Raw genomic sequence first — 16,167 nt, 5'->3', positions numbered from 1 at the left:
TTTGTCGGGGTAGGGCACTACGTTTCAGGGCGGTTGCGTCGGATCTTAAGGATGCCGGCCGCCGGCAAGATAACCAACATTACAGCGGCCAAAATGATGATCACCGCCGGCCTATCTGGCGACAAAGCACCACCTACGTTGGGCATACCTAAAATATTGCCGTATTCGTCCGTGTCCAATATTGTATCACCTGGGATCAATGTGCTAATTGGATGGTCGCCAGGCAGACGCAACTCTTCAACATCATCAGGGGGTACGTCGCCCCGATAAAACCCAAGATCAATATTTGGCCAGGTTTCAGCAAAGCCCCTTGACATAACCGTAATATTTGGATTAATGGGATAAGCATCAGGAGGTAATCGTAAATTGAGGGTGACAGGGCCTTCTCCCAGGTTGTTAAAAAAATAAAATCCATCTTTTTCAGAACCCCAGAATATTTCAAACCCGGGGCCTGAGGCCACAACGGGGACATCGCGGGAGCGAACGGCCGTCCACCCGCCCGGCCCATTAGGATCTGGATGAAATTCAAAAACATGTCCTTCGATACGAGTCTGCCGAAAATAATCAACGGTAAAGTCAGCACTAGGGTCGAACAACCTTTCAAAATCTTCAGCCGCTTCGCAGTCCTTTTCAAGTTGTTTAACGTCAACTTCAATCTCAGGGTCAAAAAAGCCTATTGTCTCAGATCCCTCAAAGGCATCACTATCTAAATCTACAATTAAAAGACTGTTTTTATCTATACAAACAAGATGATTTTGATTAGGTGGCCCAATGGTATCATCAGGGTCTCCAGCTTGAGCCGGGGCAACGTTAAAGAATCCTGGCCAGAGCAAAAAGACCAGAAAAAAGGATAGCCTCAATAGTTTGGATTTCATTATGGTCACTCCCGCCCAATAAGACTTTCCATAATATTCACTACTTCATTGTATCACAGGTAGGCAATAGAATCAATAACCCGCCTGATTTTAAGTTACATAATGTTTTACCTGGCCGCAGGGTGCGTCCAAAATTTTTGGAAGGTACAGGGGGGAATTGGGGGGACACCGTCTGTGTATAGCACAGATTCACACCCACCGGTCTCCTAAAATGTCGGACAGGCCCTGCCGCGAGGGGTAATTTTCTTTCATTTTTATGATGCTGGTATAATAAAAACAAATCCCGGAAAGCAACATTGATCATTCACATTTTTTTGGGGAGGTAAAACCATGCTTATTGTGCACGTATTTGTCCATGTTAAGCCGGACCAGGTGGAAGCTTTTAAGGAGGCTACTCTGGAAAACGCCCGCCGGAGTGTGGAGGAACCCGGCATTGCCCGCTTTGACGTTATCCAGCAGCAAGATGATCCGGCTCGCTTTGTTTTGGTTGAAGTTTACCGCGCGCCGGACGACCCGGCCCGGCACAAAGAAACCGCTCACTATCAAAAATGGCGCGATGCCGTAGCGCCTATGATGGCCGCGCCGCGCCGCAGCATCAAGTACGCCAATCTTTATCCTGACGATGAAGGGTGGTAGCCATGCAGTTTGAATTTGCTACGGCTACCCATATCGTTTTTGGCCCGGGTACGCTCCAAAAAATTGGCCCATGGGCCGCCGAGATGGGCCGGCGCGCCCTGGTTGTGGTCGGAAGCACTACCCGGCGGGCCGCCCCCTTGTTAGACCAACTCAAACAACAAAACGTAGCCGCCTTAACCTTTAACGTATCCGGCGAGCCAACCGCTACGTTGGTTCTGGACGGTGTAAAACAAGCCCGCGCCGCCGGGTGTGATCTGGTAATTGGCCTGGGCGGGGGCAGCGTGTTGGATACAGGCAAAGCCATTGCCGCCCTCATCACCAACACCGGCGATTTGTTTGACTACCTGGAAGTTATTGGCCGGGGGCAACCCCTTACCCAGGCGTCTGTCCCCTACATTGCCCTGCCCACCACCGCCGGCACCGGCGCCGAGGTCACGCGCAATGCGGTGTTGGCCTCTAAAGAGCATCAGGTGAAGGTGAGTTTGCGCAGCCCGTTGATGCTGCCGCGCCTGGCCGTGATTGACCCCGAACTGACCTACTCTATGCCGCCTGCGGTCACTGCCAGCACGGGCCTGGACGCGCTGACCCAGGTGATAGAGCCGTATGTGTGTAATACCCCTAACCCCATTACCGATGCCCTATGCCGCGCCGGCATTCAGCGGGCCGCTCATTCCCTGCAACGCGCCTACGAGGTTGGGCACGACGCGGCCGCGCGAGAAGACATGTGTGTCACGAGTCTGTTTGGCGGTTTTGCCCTGGCCAATGCCAAATTGGGCGCGGTGCATGGTTTTGCCGGCCCGCTGGGGGGGATGTTTCCCGCCCCCCACGGCGTTATCTGCGCCCGGCTGCTGCCTTACGTAATGGAGGCTAATGTCCGGGCCTTGCAAACTCGCGAGCCAGGCTCGCCCGCCTTGAGCCGTTACAATGAAATTGCCCAATTGCTTACCGGCCAGGCTACGGCCACAGCCGCCGACGGGGTGGCCTGGGTGCAAAAATTGAGCCAAATCCTGCAAGTGCCGCCTTTAGACAATTATGGATTTACCAGAGCCGACTTCCCGGCCGCCGTCGCCAAAGCCCAAAAAGCCAGCAGCATGAAAGGCAATCCCATTTTGCTGACCGAGGCGGAATTAACCGCCATTCTTGAAGCAGAAATGGCAAATTAACGGATCCAGACCGATCTGGGGGATCATAACGGTAATGCCGGTCTATAAACATGGCTCCCATTAGCCTAATTTCACACCCTGTGCTAAACTTACCCCTGAAAATTTAATTATCACCGCTGATAATCAAGGGCGAAGCAAGCCGGATTGATTCCGCTAATAAGCTTCGCCCTTGCTGTACCTGATTAACTTAAGACCGACCAATGACGAACGACGAACGACCGGTTTTCGTCATTGGCTGTTGGTCGTTCGTCATTGGTCGTTGGTCGTTCGCTGCAAATGCAACCCGGCCTGAGTAACGCTAGATAAAGGTAGTAAGATAGATGCCAACCAAGGGACACCCCCAGACCCTCTTTGAAAAAATTTGGAATGATCATATTGTGGCGGCCGAACCGGGCAACCCCGTGGTGCTTTATATTGACCTGCACCTTGTTCACGAGGTTACCTCACCCCAGGCTTTCACCGGCTTGCGGGAAAAGGGCCTCACGGTGCGCCGGCCCGATAAAACCGTGGCTACCATGGATCACGGTATTCCGACCACTCCGCCAGACGTCCCCATCTCGGACCAGATGGTCATTCGCCAGATCGGCCAGCTTGAAAAAAACTGCGCGGAATTTGGCCTCCCGCTGCATGGCATGCACAGCCCCACCCGGGGCATTGTTCACGTGATTGGGCCGGAATTGGGCCTGACCCAGCCGGGCATGATCATTGTTTGCGGCGACAGCCACACCAGCACCCATGGCGCGTTTGGCGCGCTGGCCTTTGGCATTGGCACCAGCGAAATTGAGCACGTGCTGGCTACTCAATGTTTGCTGCAAGTGAAACCCAAAACCTGCGCCGTAAAAGTCGAAGGAACCTTAAGCCGGGGCGTTTCGGCCAAAGACATTATTCTCAACCTCATCTCCCGCATTGGCATTGGCGGCGGCACCGGCTACGTATTTGAATATATGGGCAGCGCCATTCGCAACCTGTCCATGGAAGAGCGGATGACCGTTTGCAATATGTCCATTGAGGGTGGCGCCAGGGCCGGCATGGTGGCGCCGGACGATGCCACGTTTGACTACCTGGCCGGGCGCCCGCATGCGCCTCAGGGCAAAGCCTGGGAAACCGCGGTAGCCCACTGGCGCACCCTGCCCACCGACGAAGGAGCGATCTTTGACAAAGAAATTGTTATTGACGCCAATGCCCTGGAGCCGATGATCACCTACGGCACCAACCCCGGCATGAGCATACCCGTCAGCGGCGTTATTCCCGACCCGCAGAGCCTTAAAGACGTAAGCGAGCGGCAAACCCTGGAAAAAGCATTAGCCTACATGGACTTGCGACCCGGCCAACCATTGTTGGGCCACAGGGTTGACGTTGTTTTCCTGGGCAGTTGCACCAACTCCCGTTTAAGCGACCTGCGCCGGGCGGCGTCGCTCATCAAGGGACGCAAGGTTGATGAGAAAGTAAGAATGTTGGTGGTGCCCGGCTCGCAGCAGGTCAAACAGCAGGCCGAGGCCGAAGGGCTGGACAAGATTTTTAAAGAAGCGGGGGCGGAATGGCGCGAGTCCGGCTGCTCGATGTGCATTGCCATGAACGGCGACGAATTGGAGCCGGGGCAATACGCGGTGAGCACCAGCAATCGCAATTTTGAGGGTCGCCAGGGCAAGGGCGGGCGGACGTTTTTGGCCAGCCCCTTGACCGCGGTAGCGGCGGCGGTTGCGGGCAAGATTACGGATGTCAGAACGATGGGCTAAGGGCCACGTCAACATAGGCCACATTTTACGAGGTTAGCCAATGGAAAAATTCACTAAACTCACCGCCACTATGATCGTCATCCCCACCGAAAACATTGATACCGACCAAATTATCCCGGCCCGCTTTTTGAAGGTGACGGATAAACAGGGCCTGGGCGACGCTCTGTTTTTTGACTGGCGCTACCACGCCGATGGTTCGCCCAGAGCGGATTTTATCTTAAACACCGACCACGGCCGCCAGGCCAAAATTTTGGTGGCGGGCGATAATTTTGGTTGTGGCTCCAGCCGAGAACACGCGCCCTGGGCCATTATGGGCTACGGCTTTCGGGCGGTGATTTCAACCAGTTTTGCCGACATCTTCCGCAACAACTCCCTTAAGTTGGGGCTGCTGCCGGTGATAGTGGATGATGAAACTCACTGGCAGTTAAAAAGCCTGATAGAAGAAGAACCCAACACTACCGTATCTATTGATCTGGAACGGCAAAAACTAATCTTACCCGATGGCCGCCAGGTGGAATTTCCCATTGATCCCTTTAGCAAAACCTGCATTCTCAACGGCCTTGACCAACTTGGTTATTTACAAGGCCACGCCCCAAGCATTGCCGCCTACGAAACAACCCACCCGGAGCGGGTCAATACGCTAAAATGACATTTCACCCAAAGGTGACATCTGCCACTCTTAAATTCTTATAAAACGCCTAAGATAAAAAGAGATAGACAATACTCTTTGCTTCAAATTAAAAAATTTTACATAACAATAGTTGTTATTTGAAAGGAAGTAAAATCATGGCAACCGATATAGTAAAACTGCTTGGCGATAAAGCAGATGATTTGTTAGGCCACGTTTGTAAAGGTATTTCCAAGGAATCCCTGCATGTCCCTGGCCCTGATTTTATTGACCGCGTTTGGGCGCAGTCGGATCGTAACCCGCAAGTGTTGCGTAGCCTGCAAATGTTGTATAACACCGGGCGGTTGGCGGGCACAGGTTATTTGTCCATTTTGCCCGTTGACCAGGGCATCGAGCACACCGCCGGGGCTTCTTTTGCCCCTAACCCGGCCTATTTTGATCCCGAAAACATTGTTAAGTTGGCCCTGGCCGGCGGCTGCAATGCCGTGGCTTCTACTTTTGGCGTGCTTGGTTCGGTGGCGCGCAAATATGCCCACAAAATCCCTTTCCTGGTCAAGTTCAATCACAACGAGTTGATGACGTATCCGGCCAAATACGACCAGATTTTTTTTGGCAGCATCAGAGAAGCCTGGAATATGGGGGCTGTAGCCGTTGGCGCAACCATTTACTTTGGTTCCCAGGAGTCCAGCCGCCAGATTGTGGAAGTGAGCGAAGCCTTTGAATACGCCCATGAACTGGGAATGGCCACCGTGTTGTGGTGCTACCTGCGTAACTCAGAATTCAAAAAAGAGGGCGTGGATTACCACGACGCCGCCGATACCACCGGCCAGGGCAATTACCTGGGCGCTACCATCCAGGCCGACATCATCAAACAAAAACTGCCTACCAAAAACGGCGGTTTTAAGGCCATTGGCTTTGGCAAAAGCCATCCCAAAATGTACGGCGACCTCTGCACCGACCACCCCATTGACCTGGTGCGCTGGCAAGTGGCCAACAACTACATGGGCCGGGTGGGCCTGATTAACTCCGGCGGGCCTTCCGGGGCCGACGATTTTGCCGAGGCCGTTTACACTGCCGTAGTCAATAAACGCGGCGGCGGGATGGGCTTGATTTCCGGTCGCAAGGCGTTCCAACGCCCCATGGCCGAAGGCGCCAAATTGCTGAATCACATCCAGGATGTTTATCTGGATGAAAGTATTACCATTGCCTAGTATCACATCTAAATATTGATAGGAGACATCAAAATGCCAAAACTCAAAGACATTCTGGCGCCAGGCGTGGTTACTGGCGACAAAGTGCAACAACTCTTTGCCGTTGCCAAAAAGAACGAATTTGCCTTGCCTGCGGCCAACGTGGTGGGCACCGAAAGCGTCAATGGTGTGCTGGAATCGGCGGTTAAGGCCAACGCGCCGGTTATTTTGCAGTTTTCTAACGGCGGCGGCGTTTTTTTTGCCGGTAAAGGGTTGAGTAATGAAAATCAGCAGGCGGCCATTGCTGGATCAGTTTCTGGGGCGCGCCACGTGCACGAAGTGGCCGCGCTTTATGGCGCTCGCGTGCTCTTGCACACCGACCATGCCGCCCGCAAACTGCTGCCCTGGATTGACGGTTTGCTGGACGCCGGCGAAGAATTTTACAAAGTGTATGGCGTGCCGCTGTATAGTATGCACATGCTTGATCTGTCGGAAGAACCCATCAAAGACAATGTCGAAACTTCCAAACGCTACCTGGAACGAATGAGCAAAATGGGCATGACCCTGGAAATTGAACTGGGCGTAACCGGCGGGGAAGAGGATGGGGTGGACCACACCGGCATTGACAGCGCCCGGCTCTACACCCAGCCCGAAGAAGTGGCTTACGCCTACGAAGAGCTGATGAAAGTAAGCGATAAGTTCACCATTGCCGCCGCCTTTGGCAATGTGCACGGTGTTTACAAACCCGGTAACGTTCACCTGACCCCCAAGATTCTGCTTAACTCCAATAATTACGTGCAAGAAAAATTCAACACCGGGCCAAAGCCGGTCAGTTTTGTGTTCCACGGCGGCTCCGGCTCCAGCCCCGAAGAAATCCGCGAAGCTATTGCCTACGGCGTGGTGAAAATGAACATTGACACCGACCTGCAATGGGCTTTCTGGGATGGCGTTCACCGTTATTACCAGGAAAAGAAGGATTATTTGCAAGGCCAGATCGGCAATCCCGAAGGGCCGGATAAGCCCAATAAAAAAATGTACGATCCCCGGGTTTGGCTGCGTAAAGGCCAGGAGTCTTTTGTAGACCGGATGTTAAAAGCCTTTGCCGAACTGAACGACCTCAATACCCTTGAGCTTGAGGTTGCTTGACAAAGGACGAACGACGACCAACGATGAACGACGAACGACCACCGACGAAGGATGAAGTACGACCGACGAACAGTGGGACTGGTCGTCGGTCGGTGGTCGGTGGTCGTTCGTATTAAATCCACTTTACAGAAAGTTTATAGTCTTATGGAATTGCACCAAGCAACTATTGGTGTTCCCAGAGGTGTCAAACGGGCGAGGGTCAACTCAATGACCGTCGCCCGTCGCATTGGGCCGCTCTAAAAATTAGAGATAAAAAATGAGAAATTAGAGGAGTCCCATATCCATCTAATTTCTAGATTCTATTTTCTATATTTTATTGCGGAGGTTCCAATGACAACTCAAATACTTTTGTACGATACCACCCTGCGGGATGGCACCCAGGGTGAAGGGGTTTCCCTATCTTGCCATGATAAATTAAAAATTGCCCGAAAGTTGGACGAGTTTGGCGTTCACTACATCGAAGGCGGCTGGCCCGGTTCCAATCCCAAAGACGCCGAATTTTTTGCGCGGCAACATGAGTTAAATTTAAAGCATGCTAAAATTGCCGCCTTTGGCAGCACTCGCTATAAAGGCACCACTTGCGATGCCGACGCCAACATCCAGGCCCTGGTTGCCGCCAACACCCCGGTGGTCACCCTGGTGGGCAAAGGCTGGAATTTGCACGTGCATCACGTGTTGGAGACAACGCTGGAAGAAAACCTGGCCATGATTTCCGAAAGCGTGCGGTATTTCAAAGAGCGGGCTAAAGAAGTTATTTTTGACGCCGAGCACTTCTTTGACGGCTACAAGGCCGATCCTGAATACGCCATGCTCACCCTGCAAGCCGCCATGCAAAGCGGCGCCGACTGCCTGGTATTGTGCGAAACAAACGGCGGCGCCACTCCCTGGGAAATTGAGGAAATCACCAAACGGGTGGCCGAACGTTTTCCCCAAGCCCAATTGGGCATCCACGCCCACAACGACATTGAACTGGGCGTGGCCAATAGCCTGGCCGGCGTGCGCGGCGGAGCGGCGCACGTGCAAGGCACCATCAACGGCTACGGCGAGCGAGTAGGCAACGCCAATCTTATTAGCGTTATTCCCAATTTACAGCTCAAAATGGGGTATCGGTGTGTTGGCCCGGAGCAACTGGCCACTTTAACCCAACTCTCCCGCTACGTGGACGAATTAGCCAATATGGCGCCCAATACGCGCCAGGCTTTTGTGGGCCATAGCGCTTTTGCCCATAAGGGCGGCATCCACATGGCCGCTATCCGCAAAATTGAAGAGAGCTACCAGCACATGGATCCCACCCTGGTGGGCAATGAGAAACGCAACCTTATTTCTGAACTTTCCGGCCGGGGCAACATTTTGCACAAAGCCGAAGAGCTGGGCCTGGATACCAGCCGCGACGAGGCAAAGCAGGTGCTGGAACAAGTCAAAGAGCTGGAAAACCAGGGCTATACCTTTGAGGGCGCTTCGGCCTCTATAGACATCATGCTGCGCCGGGTGGCCAACGGTTATCAACCCCTTTTTGAGGTGGTTGACTTTATGGTCATTACCGAAAACCGGCAGGGCCGCGGTCTTTTTACCGAAGCAACGGTAAAAATAAAAGTTGGCAATGAAGTGCGGCACACGGTGGCCGAAGGGAACGGGCCGGTGAATGCCTTGAACGTGGCCCTGCGCCGGGCGCTGTACCAGGATTTTCCGCAGCTCAGAAACCTTCACCTGACCGATTACAAGGTCCGTATTCTTGACAGCGACTCCGGCACCGCCGCCCACACCCGGGTGATGATTGATTTTCACGACGACGCTTCGGGGCATATCTGGACCACGGTGGGCGCTCATACCAACATCATCGAGGCCAGTTGGCGGGCCTTGATTGATAGCATGGAATACGCGCTGCTAAATAACAAAAGGATGGGATAGTTTATAATTTTGCCGGGATTTTTTTACCTGATGTACCACAAAGGACATTGGTCAATGGTCGTTGGTCGTTGGTCGCCAAAGGGTAAATCTCCGTACCGGATGAACTATCTCTAGAGGGTTAAGTATGCATCCAACTGCCCAAAAAGTGGTTGCTGTGGCCCAAGCGTTGGGGTTAAATATTACCGTTAAAGAGTTTGCCGTTCCTACCCGCACGGCGGACGACGCGGCCCGGGCCATTGGTTGTGCCCCGGCCCAGATTGTCAAATCTTTGTTGTTTGTGGTTGACGGCCGGCCAACCCTGGCCCTGGTCAGCGGCCCTAACCGGCTGGACGAAAAGAAGCTGGCGGCTCTGTGCGGCGTGGGCCGGAAAAAAGTGAAACGAGGCGATGCGGACACGGTGCGGGCGGCCACCGGCTTTGCCATTGGCGGCGTGCCCCCCTTTGGTCATCAAACCAGGCTGCCCGTTTACATTGACCAGGACTTCTGGCAATTCAACGTTATCTGGGCCGCGGCCGGCACGCCCAACGCCGTTTTCGCCGTTTCGCCGGATGATCTGGCGCGGGTCACGGCAGGCGTGGCTGCGGATTTGAAGGCGGAGGAATAAGCTCTCCTGGCTCTTACCCAGCTTTTGAATTTTGGCCGAACAACTATAAAAGAGGGGCAGATTGTGTCTGCCCCTCTTTCTTTTGCCGGCAAAAATAGCTTCCGGCTACTGCTTGACGATGATAGGCAGGTATATCCCGCCGGATACCTCCTGGATGAGCAGGGTGGATCTCAGCGGGATGGAAACCGAAACTCCGCCGGTCTCCAGCCAGGCCACGTTCTCAATCCTATCTCCATTGGTTACGGCCGTGGACACCGTCACCTCAAACCTCAGGGTTTCGCTGCGGTTAGCTCCCACGGTGGCCGTCCAGGTAAAGACCCGGCTGCCGCCGCCGGGAGGGGTCACACTGCCGGCGCTGGGGTTAAAGGCGCTGGGCAGCGTCACCGAGGGCGGCAGGGAGTCGGTGACGGTAATGGCGCCAGCAGCGCTGCCGCTGTTGGAAATGGTAAGGGTATACTCCACCTGGCCGCCCCTGGCCACGGGGTTGGGAGTGACCGTTTTGCTGGAGTTGGCAAAAACGCCCCCGGCCACGGTCACGTCAACCCGGCGATTGATTTTGACTCCTCCGGCAGTGGCAATATTGGCCGTATTGGAGATAACGTCTCCCGTTACAGCCGTTTCTGTTATCCTGGCCCTAAATTTGAGTTCTACCTGACTGTTTTCATTGATAGAACCGGCCCAGGTAATATTGCCCCCGGCTGTACCCGGTGGCGGTGTCGTGGCCGGTTGTGGGTCACTACTGGAAACATAGGTCAACTCTGGCGGCAGCGTGTCAATAACCGTATAAGTAGTAGCCGCCCCCGTATTGCTGATCAAAATGGTATATTCAACCTCGCTGCCGGCGGAAGGGGTGGGATTGTTCACCAATTTCTGGGAGCCGTTAAAGTCGGAAGCTACTTCAATAGTGAAAACGTCCGTGTCATCGTCGGTGGTGGAGGGGGTAAAAGTGCCGGTGTAAGTGGCGACGATGGTATTGGCCAATTCGGTGCCGGGGGGCACGTCGCTGTCAAGGTCAACCATGATCATGACTTCCCCCATGGCCCCGGCGGGCAAAGTAGAGGTATACCAACTGATGACCGTTTGCCCGGAAACGGCGCTGATAAACGGCCCGGTCAAATAATCGCCCGGCGAGGCGCTGACCAGGGTGACGGAAGCGGGCAGGGTATCGGAGATGATGAAGTTGGTGGCTTGGGTGAGCACGCTGCGATTGCCGTACGTGATCCAGTAGGTGTAACTTTTGCCCGGTTCCGGCTGAACAATATTGCCATCATAGTCCGGGGTTGGCCCTTTATCCACAAAGGGGTCAATGTAATTGCTGCCTATGATCACGGTTTCTGTGGCCGAGGGGCCATTTTGAACGGTTGCCGTGTTGGTCAAGTACGTGCCAACCGGGATGGTGGGGGGAATACTGATCCACACGATCAGGTGTAGCTCATTCCAGTAGCCGTTGTCTACCTTCGGAACGGTGAAGGTCAATGTTCTGCTCATTGGCCCGCTGATGGTGGGCGCTATTGACCCTTCCGGACTCAGCGCCGGTCCCTCGTAGTATAATTCTGCCCGGTCAAAGGTTGTGTCTTCCGGCAGCACGTCCACTACTACCACATTATCAACCGGCACATTGCCTGAATGGCCGGTTGAGCCATCATTGTACAGGTCAATGTCAAACGGAATTGACTGGCCGGCGGCCACGTAATCGTTATTGTACCAATAATGTTTTTCAATATGTAAATCCTGCTGTGGGTCGGCTGCGTTGATGGGGGCGCTGCTGTCATGGTTATTGGGGCCGTCACCCAATTCAATCCCATCCGTCAAGGTGATGTGGGCGGTATTATTGATTGGTCGAAAGGCCCCGTTATCCCGCAATTCCAGGTAGATGGTTCGGGTTTCATCAATATTCATATCGCCAACGGTCAAGGTAAAAACTGTTCCTCCGGCCACGGTGCTGGTGGCTGCTGCACCGCCGCAGCTTTGATAGTAGGGTTGCCTGCGACAATCTTCGTAAGCCACACCCGTCTGGAGCAGGTCTGTCACCACCACGCTGCGGGCGATGGCGGCCCGGTCGCTGTTGTTGTAATCGGTGTTGGTAATGATCAGGCGGTAGCGGAAGGCGCCGCCGCTGGCTGGCCAGATATTAGGGTTGAGGTCTTTTTGGATTTGCAGATCGCGGTGGGCGGGACCGTAGACAACGGTAAAGGTATCTGTAGTGGGTGGAGATTCAACAGATTCAGCCACAAAGGTGGCGGTGGCTACGTCCCAAAAGTTGGCGCCAACGGGGACCGTCAGCACAAATTGCACGGTGGCGCTATACGTGCCGCTGAACACCGGCACAAAGGTGGTATGGGTGATGTTGTCGGCCCAAGTACTTGCGGGCAGAATCGAGCTGACGACCAACGAACTGGTCATGATGTTGAAACTGCGGGTGACGGTTTCGGGGGCGGCCAGGTAGAGATTGGCCGAGACATTGATGGGATGGCCGGGGTCGTCCCAGATGCGCTCGCTATCCGGCCAAAAGATGACGTGGGGAGCGGTGAATTCGGCGTTGTAATAAACGTCCAGGCTGTCTTGTAAATAGGCCGGCACGGCGGCATCAATATCGTTAAAGAGACCCTGGTTATAAACATCACCCTCTGTACCTTCCAGGTTTTCCAGCCCCAGCCGCACGGTTTGCCCGTCGTCCAGGTTGCCGGAAAAATTGGTGATTTTGCGATATTGCACGTCAATATCGCCGCTGGGATAAAGAATAATTTGAAACGTGCGGGGGTTGTACGGCCCGCAACACCAGACTACATTCTCGAACTCGATGATGGCGCGCCGGGGGCTGGTGTCGTTTCTGATATAAACGCGAGAAATGCCGGGATAACCAAATAGGTCGCCGGCGAAGGGGGCAATGAAGTTATCCGTATCATTGGGAATACCACCAGGAGTTTGATCGGCAATTATATCAGGTAACGCAGTGCCGGGGCCAACATCTACATTTGGGTGCTCAAAAAAGATAAAGCCTTTTTCGCTCACCCGAAATTGGGTGTAAAAATCATTGTAAAAAGGGAAGATAAAACCAATGGGAAAATTGGGAGAGACGTTGTTTTCTTCATCAGGGTCGCCCAAATCCCAGGCATAATCGGCGCTGTTGTTGATTTCAACCCACTCGTAGTGGGCCGGCGGGTCTTCACTGGGTATCCACAGGTTGTCGTAGAGGGTGTATACGCTGCTGCCTGGATTGGCTGGCCGGGCAGGAGGGGCAGCCGGTGGGGCGGCGGCCACTTCGGTGGGGGTCAAAGAAATAATGCTGGCCAGGGCCAGGCTCAACAGGATAAAGGCGCCGATAACGGCGATGATAACTTTAAGGCTGCGGTTCATAGGATTCCCTCCTTTGGTAATAGTAAATGGACAAAGGCAAGCAAAGGTTGCCCGCAAATTAGTAAATCAGCAAATCATCGTCAATCGTTTTAGTTCTAAAAATAGGAGTCCAGAACTGGCAAAAAAGGTTTCGGGGTTGGCCCAGAGAATAGAAAATTTTAAGCTTGGGCAGAGAGTAAAATCTCAAAAATTCAGCTTTTGGGGCAAGCTTTTTACTTTTAAGGTTCTGCGCCTTGTCCGGGACTTGGCCCGAAAAATGTTGCCTAATAGAGAATTTTTAGAGCCTGTCTGAAAAGCCTGACGTAGGCTCCATGTCATTTCGAGCGTAGCGAGAAATCCCTACGGCGTAATGTTTTTGAGCTAGATTCCGGGGATTTCTCGGCCTATGGCCTCGAAATGACATGCTTTATTCCGGGTTGGCGGACGTTACCTCGATGGTGAAGGTGGCTACTGCTTCTAACTCGGTTATGGCGTCGGGCAGAGCGCGGAAGGTGATCACGGCTACGTCGCCCGCTTGCGCAGTTTGAGGAATGATGATCTCAACCGCCAGCGGCCCGGCCTCGGTATGGTTAACCTGACCGGGTTCAGTTAGGGTTTTTATGCCCCAGGTTGCCGGTGGTTCAGCCGTTCCTTCCGGCCCGGTAGACTCATCCGGTGCATCTGCCTCTTGACTTTCCTCTGCGGCCACAGGATGCAGGGGAACGTCAACGCCGTTGACTTGTAGGGTGTGGGTAATGGTGAAGGTACTGTCAACCCCACTCAGGTTAAGCAAGTCTGTGTTGAAAGTGGCGCTTTGTCCCGGCGCGGCCTGGGCATGGCCGGTTTCAGGCATAAAAAGCAACCGGCCCAATACGGTGTCGCCGGGGTTGTACAACACGGCTAATTCACTCTTAAAAACATCGGTTTTGTTTAACAGGCCGGTGTAAAAACTTTGCCCCCGCGAGCCGTCCTCATTTTCCAGACCAACCGTAACGTAAGCGTGGGCCGGGTCTTGACTTTGCACGGATTGGTATTGCGTCAGAATCCGGCCGTCGGGATACAGTATAACCTGAAAATTATTGGCCGCTTCCAGGTTGCAGCACCAATAAGCGTTTTCAAACTGAACCACCAACCGGCGGTCCGGCTCTGTTTGCCGGGCAATATAAACCACCGAGTCGGCCGGGTTACGGAACAGGTCTGCGCCTAACGGCGCAATGAGATTATGAATAAGGTCCTCTTGAGAAGGCACGGCCTGGGGGGTGGAACCGCCGTCGGTCTGTTCGCCGCCAAAATAGAGATAGCCGTTGTCGCTCACCCGCACTTGCCGATAAACATGGTCAAAGAAGGGGAAATAAAAACCAAGGTCAATGGCGGCTGACCCCACGTTATCTTCAAAGTCGGCCGGTTTGATTTGTTCATCGCTGCTGTCGCTAAGGTCAATCCAGGCGTAGTCAGGTTGAGAAACCTGGTAGTCAACCAGTTGGGGGTCAAAATCAAATGAGACGGCCACCACAGGTTGGGAGACATCGGCCACGGCGGCCAGGTTATTACTCTGCCCCAGGCCAGGACGGGCGATAACGATAAAGGCAACCAGGCCAAAGAGGACCAGGGTGGTCAGGGTCAAGCTGGATAGAAAGACTTTTTTCATCTGATACACTCCTCAATCACCGCTTTTGAGCCAACGTCGCGCCAGGTAACCTGCGCCTAATAAAGCCAGGCTGATAATCCCTACCGTAAACACCAAGGGAGACGAGTGCGGGGAGGCAGGCTCGGCTAATAAGCCGGTTTCAGGTAGATATACCGGGCCGGCAGGCGTGGCGGTTGGAGTTGGCGTTGGCGTGGCTGTGGCGGTTGGGGTTGGCAATACATCGTCATCATCATCGTCAGAAGAGGGTGGGGGAGCTATAGGGGTATTGGTAGGCGTGGCGGTGGGTTGGGGCTGCACCTCATAAATTAAAGAAACCGGGGCCGAAGGGCAGCCAAAACGGTCGGTCATGGTGAGGACAACGGTATAGGTGCCGGGTGTCGCATAGGCTTTTACCGGCGCGGCTGCGGTGCTGGTGGTGCCATCGCCAAAGTTCCATTCAAAGGTAAAGGGGCCATCCCCGCTCAAACCGTTGTTATTCTGGCTAAAAGTGATGGCGGTGTTGGCGGTGGTAGGACTGGGGGGATTGCTATTTATGGTCAGGGCGGCAGGGTCAATATTATAGTTGAATTGCAGTTGATAGGCTACCCCGGCGCTGGTGTCGGCCAAATCATCCCGCACCCGCATGGCCAGGGTATTGCGGCCAATGCGCCGCACCGAGTTGACCAGACCGGGCAACAGGTTCAGGTTATAAAAAGCTCCTGTTTCATCGCCGGGCAAGCCCGTTACCAAAGCAGTGCCATTATAGTAAACAGAAGCATTGCCGGGTGAAGCAGCTACTTGCAGGCGCAACGGGTTGACTACCGCAACTGAATTAAGGCTGGCGTTGATGGGAATACAAAAATTTTTGCGCAAAAAAAGATATTGGCGTGGGTTAGGCGTATTGGGAATCTGATAACGGCCGTTGGCATCGGGGCCAACTCCGGGTGAGCCGCCCCAGATGAAATCGGCCGGGGAAGCAGGGTTGCCCAGCGGGTCTCCCCAGGCCGGAAGTCTCACCACCGGGTAAGAGTTTAGCCAACTACTGTCATCAAAGGTAGGGAAACGCCATTGCGTGGTTCCGCCAGGGTCAAGCAGATTGTTCTGTAGGATGGTTCGCTCGACAAATTGGCCGGGGAAATTGGGATCGGGGGGGGGAGGGTCGCTGATAAGGGTGACCGAATTAATGGGAAATTGCGACGGAGGGGCGGCAGCAACGTATAATAAACCTGAACCCAAAATCAGGGCCAAACCAAAACTTACAACAAGCCCAATCCTTGCCAGAGAATGTAGTTTGAAAGGCAGCATAAACATTCTCCCT

General features: G+C 53.9%; 12 protein-coding genes and 1 pseudogene. 9 read left to right on the top strand and 4 right to left on the bottom strand.

Annotated elements, in window-relative coordinates; translation table 11 throughout:
- Nucleotides 1-17: 17 nt before the first annotated feature.
- The gene (locus JW953_16080; protein MBN1994216.1) at nt 18-875 is read right to left on the bottom strand and encodes a hypothetical protein; all 858 of its coding nucleotides are present in this window, start codon (nt 873-875) and stop codon (nt 18-20) included.
- A 330-nt stretch (nt 876-1,205) separates the two neighbouring features.
- On the opposite strand from JW953_16080, the gene JW953_16075 reads away from it, so the two are divergent.
- From JW953_16075 to JW953_16040, 8 genes are all read left to right on the top strand, one after another.
- Nucleotides 1,206-1,511: an antibiotic biosynthesis monooxygenase gene (locus JW953_16075; protein MBN1994215.1), complete on the top strand. Its 306-nt coding sequence runs from the start codon at nt 1,206-1,208 to the stop codon at nt 1,509-1,511.
- A gap of 2 nt (nt 1,512-1,513) precedes the next feature.
- Entirely contained in the window at nt 1,514-2,674 is a 1,161-nt protein-coding gene (locus tag JW953_16070; protein ID MBN1994214.1) for an iron-containing alcohol dehydrogenase, read from the top strand.
- 320 nt (nt 2,675-2,994) lie between these two features.
- Complete coding sequence (leuC, locus tag JW953_16065; GenBank protein ID MBN1994213.1) at nt 2,995-4,410, top strand: 3-isopropylmalate dehydratase large subunit; 1,416 nt, start codon at nt 2,995-2,997, stop codon at nt 4,408-4,410.
- A 40-nt stretch (nt 4,411-4,450) separates the two neighbouring features.
- Nucleotides 4,451-5,059, top strand: a complete 609-nt coding sequence (gene leuD, locus JW953_16060; GenBank protein ID MBN1994212.1) for a 3-isopropylmalate dehydratase small subunit — start codon at nt 4,451-4,453, stop codon at nt 5,057-5,059.
- Nucleotides 5,060-5,196: 137 nt separating this feature from the next.
- Nucleotides 5,197-6,249 (top strand): class I fructose-bisphosphate aldolase, encoded by a 1,053-nt coding sequence (locus JW953_16055; protein MBN1994211.1) that lies wholly within the window; start codon nt 5,197-5,199, stop codon nt 6,247-6,249.
- A 33-nt stretch (nt 6,250-6,282) separates the two neighbouring features.
- Nucleotides 6,283-7,374 carry a class II fructose-bisphosphate aldolase gene (gene fbaA / locus JW953_16050; GenBank protein ID MBN1994210.1) on the top strand — a complete coding sequence of 364 codons (1,092 nt, stop codon included), beginning with the start codon at nt 6,283-6,285 and terminating at the stop codon, nt 7,372-7,374.
- A gap of 330 nt (nt 7,375-7,704) precedes the next feature.
- Complete coding sequence (locus JW953_16045; GenBank protein ID MBN1994209.1) at nt 7,705-9,282, top strand: citramalate synthase; 1,578 nt, start codon at nt 7,705-7,707, stop codon at nt 9,280-9,282.
- A gap of 124 nt (nt 9,283-9,406) precedes the next feature.
- The gene (locus JW953_16040) at nt 9,407-9,886 is read left to right on the top strand and encodes a YbaK/EbsC family protein (GenBank protein ID MBN1994208.1); all 480 of its coding nucleotides are present in this window, start codon (nt 9,407-9,409) and stop codon (nt 9,884-9,886) included.
- Nucleotides 9,887-9,991: 105 nt separating this feature from the next.
- Here JW953_16040 and JW953_16035 read toward each other — a convergent pair whose 3' ends face one another.
- Entirely contained in the window at nt 9,992-13,243 is a 3,252-nt protein-coding gene (locus JW953_16035; protein ID MBN1994207.1) for a DUF11 domain-containing protein, read from the bottom strand.
- Nucleotides 13,244-13,256: 13 nt separating this feature from the next.
- Here JW953_16035 and JW953_16030 point away from each other — a divergent pair, with 13 nt between their 5' ends.
- Nucleotides 13,257-13,535 (top strand): hypothetical protein, encoded by a 279-nt coding sequence (locus tag JW953_16030; protein MBN1994206.1) that lies wholly within the window; start codon nt 13,257-13,259, stop codon nt 13,533-13,535.
- A gap of 114 nt (nt 13,536-13,649) precedes the next feature.
- Here JW953_16030 and JW953_16025 read toward each other — a convergent pair whose 3' ends face one another.
- The gene (locus JW953_16025) at nt 13,650-14,870 is read right to left on the bottom strand and encodes a hypothetical protein (GenBank protein MBN1994205.1); all 1,221 of its coding nucleotides are present in this window, start codon (nt 14,868-14,870) and stop codon (nt 13,650-13,652) included.
- 339 nt (nt 14,871-15,209) lie between these two features.
- Nucleotides 15,210-16,160, bottom strand: a pseudogene (locus JW953_16020) (PKD domain-containing protein).
- Between the last annotated feature and the right edge of the window lie 7 nt (nt 16,161-16,167).

This window comes from Anaerolineae bacterium (genome assembly GCA_016931895.1).
Lineage (GTDB): Bacteria > Chloroflexota > Anaerolineae > 4572-78 > J111 > JAFGNV01.
The sequence above is the reverse complement of the archived record's forward strand: the minus strand, read 5'-3'. Positions and strand labels throughout refer to the sequence as shown.

Bases quoted from the DNA above. Each gene is read 5' to 3' on its own strand.
- JW953_16080 (MBN1994216.1), bottom strand. From the start codon at position 875: ATGAAATCCAAACTATTGAGGCTATCCTTTTTTCTGGTCTTTTTGCTC.
- JW953_16075 (MBN1994215.1), top strand. From the start codon at position 1,206: ATGCTTATTGTGCACGTATTTGTCCATGTTAAGCCGGACCAGGTGGAA.
- JW953_16070 (MBN1994214.1), top strand. From the start codon at position 1,514: ATGCAGTTTGAATTTGCTACGGCTACCCATATCGTTTTTGGCCCGGGT.
- leuC (MBN1994213.1), top strand. From the start codon at position 2,995: ATGCCAACCAAGGGACACCCCCAGACCCTCTTTGAAAAAATTTGGAAT.
- leuD (MBN1994212.1), top strand. From the start codon at position 4,451: ATGGAAAAATTCACTAAACTCACCGCCACTATGATCGTCATCCCCACC.
- JW953_16055 (MBN1994211.1), top strand. From the start codon at position 5,197: ATGGCAACCGATATAGTAAAACTGCTTGGCGATAAAGCAGATGATTTG.
- fbaA (MBN1994210.1), top strand. From the start codon at position 6,283: ATGCCAAAACTCAAAGACATTCTGGCGCCAGGCGTGGTTACTGGCGAC.
- JW953_16045 (MBN1994209.1), top strand. From the start codon at position 7,705: ATGACAACTCAAATACTTTTGTACGATACCACCCTGCGGGATGGCACC.
- JW953_16040 (MBN1994208.1), top strand. From the start codon at position 9,407: ATGCATCCAACTGCCCAAAAAGTGGTTGCTGTGGCCCAAGCGTTGGGG.
- JW953_16035 (MBN1994207.1), bottom strand. From the start codon at position 13,243: ATGAACCGCAGCCTTAAAGTTATCATCGCCGTTATCGGCGCCTTTATC.
- JW953_16025 (MBN1994205.1), bottom strand. From the start codon at position 14,870: ATGAAAAAAGTCTTTCTATCCAGCTTGACCCTGACCACCCTGGTCCTC.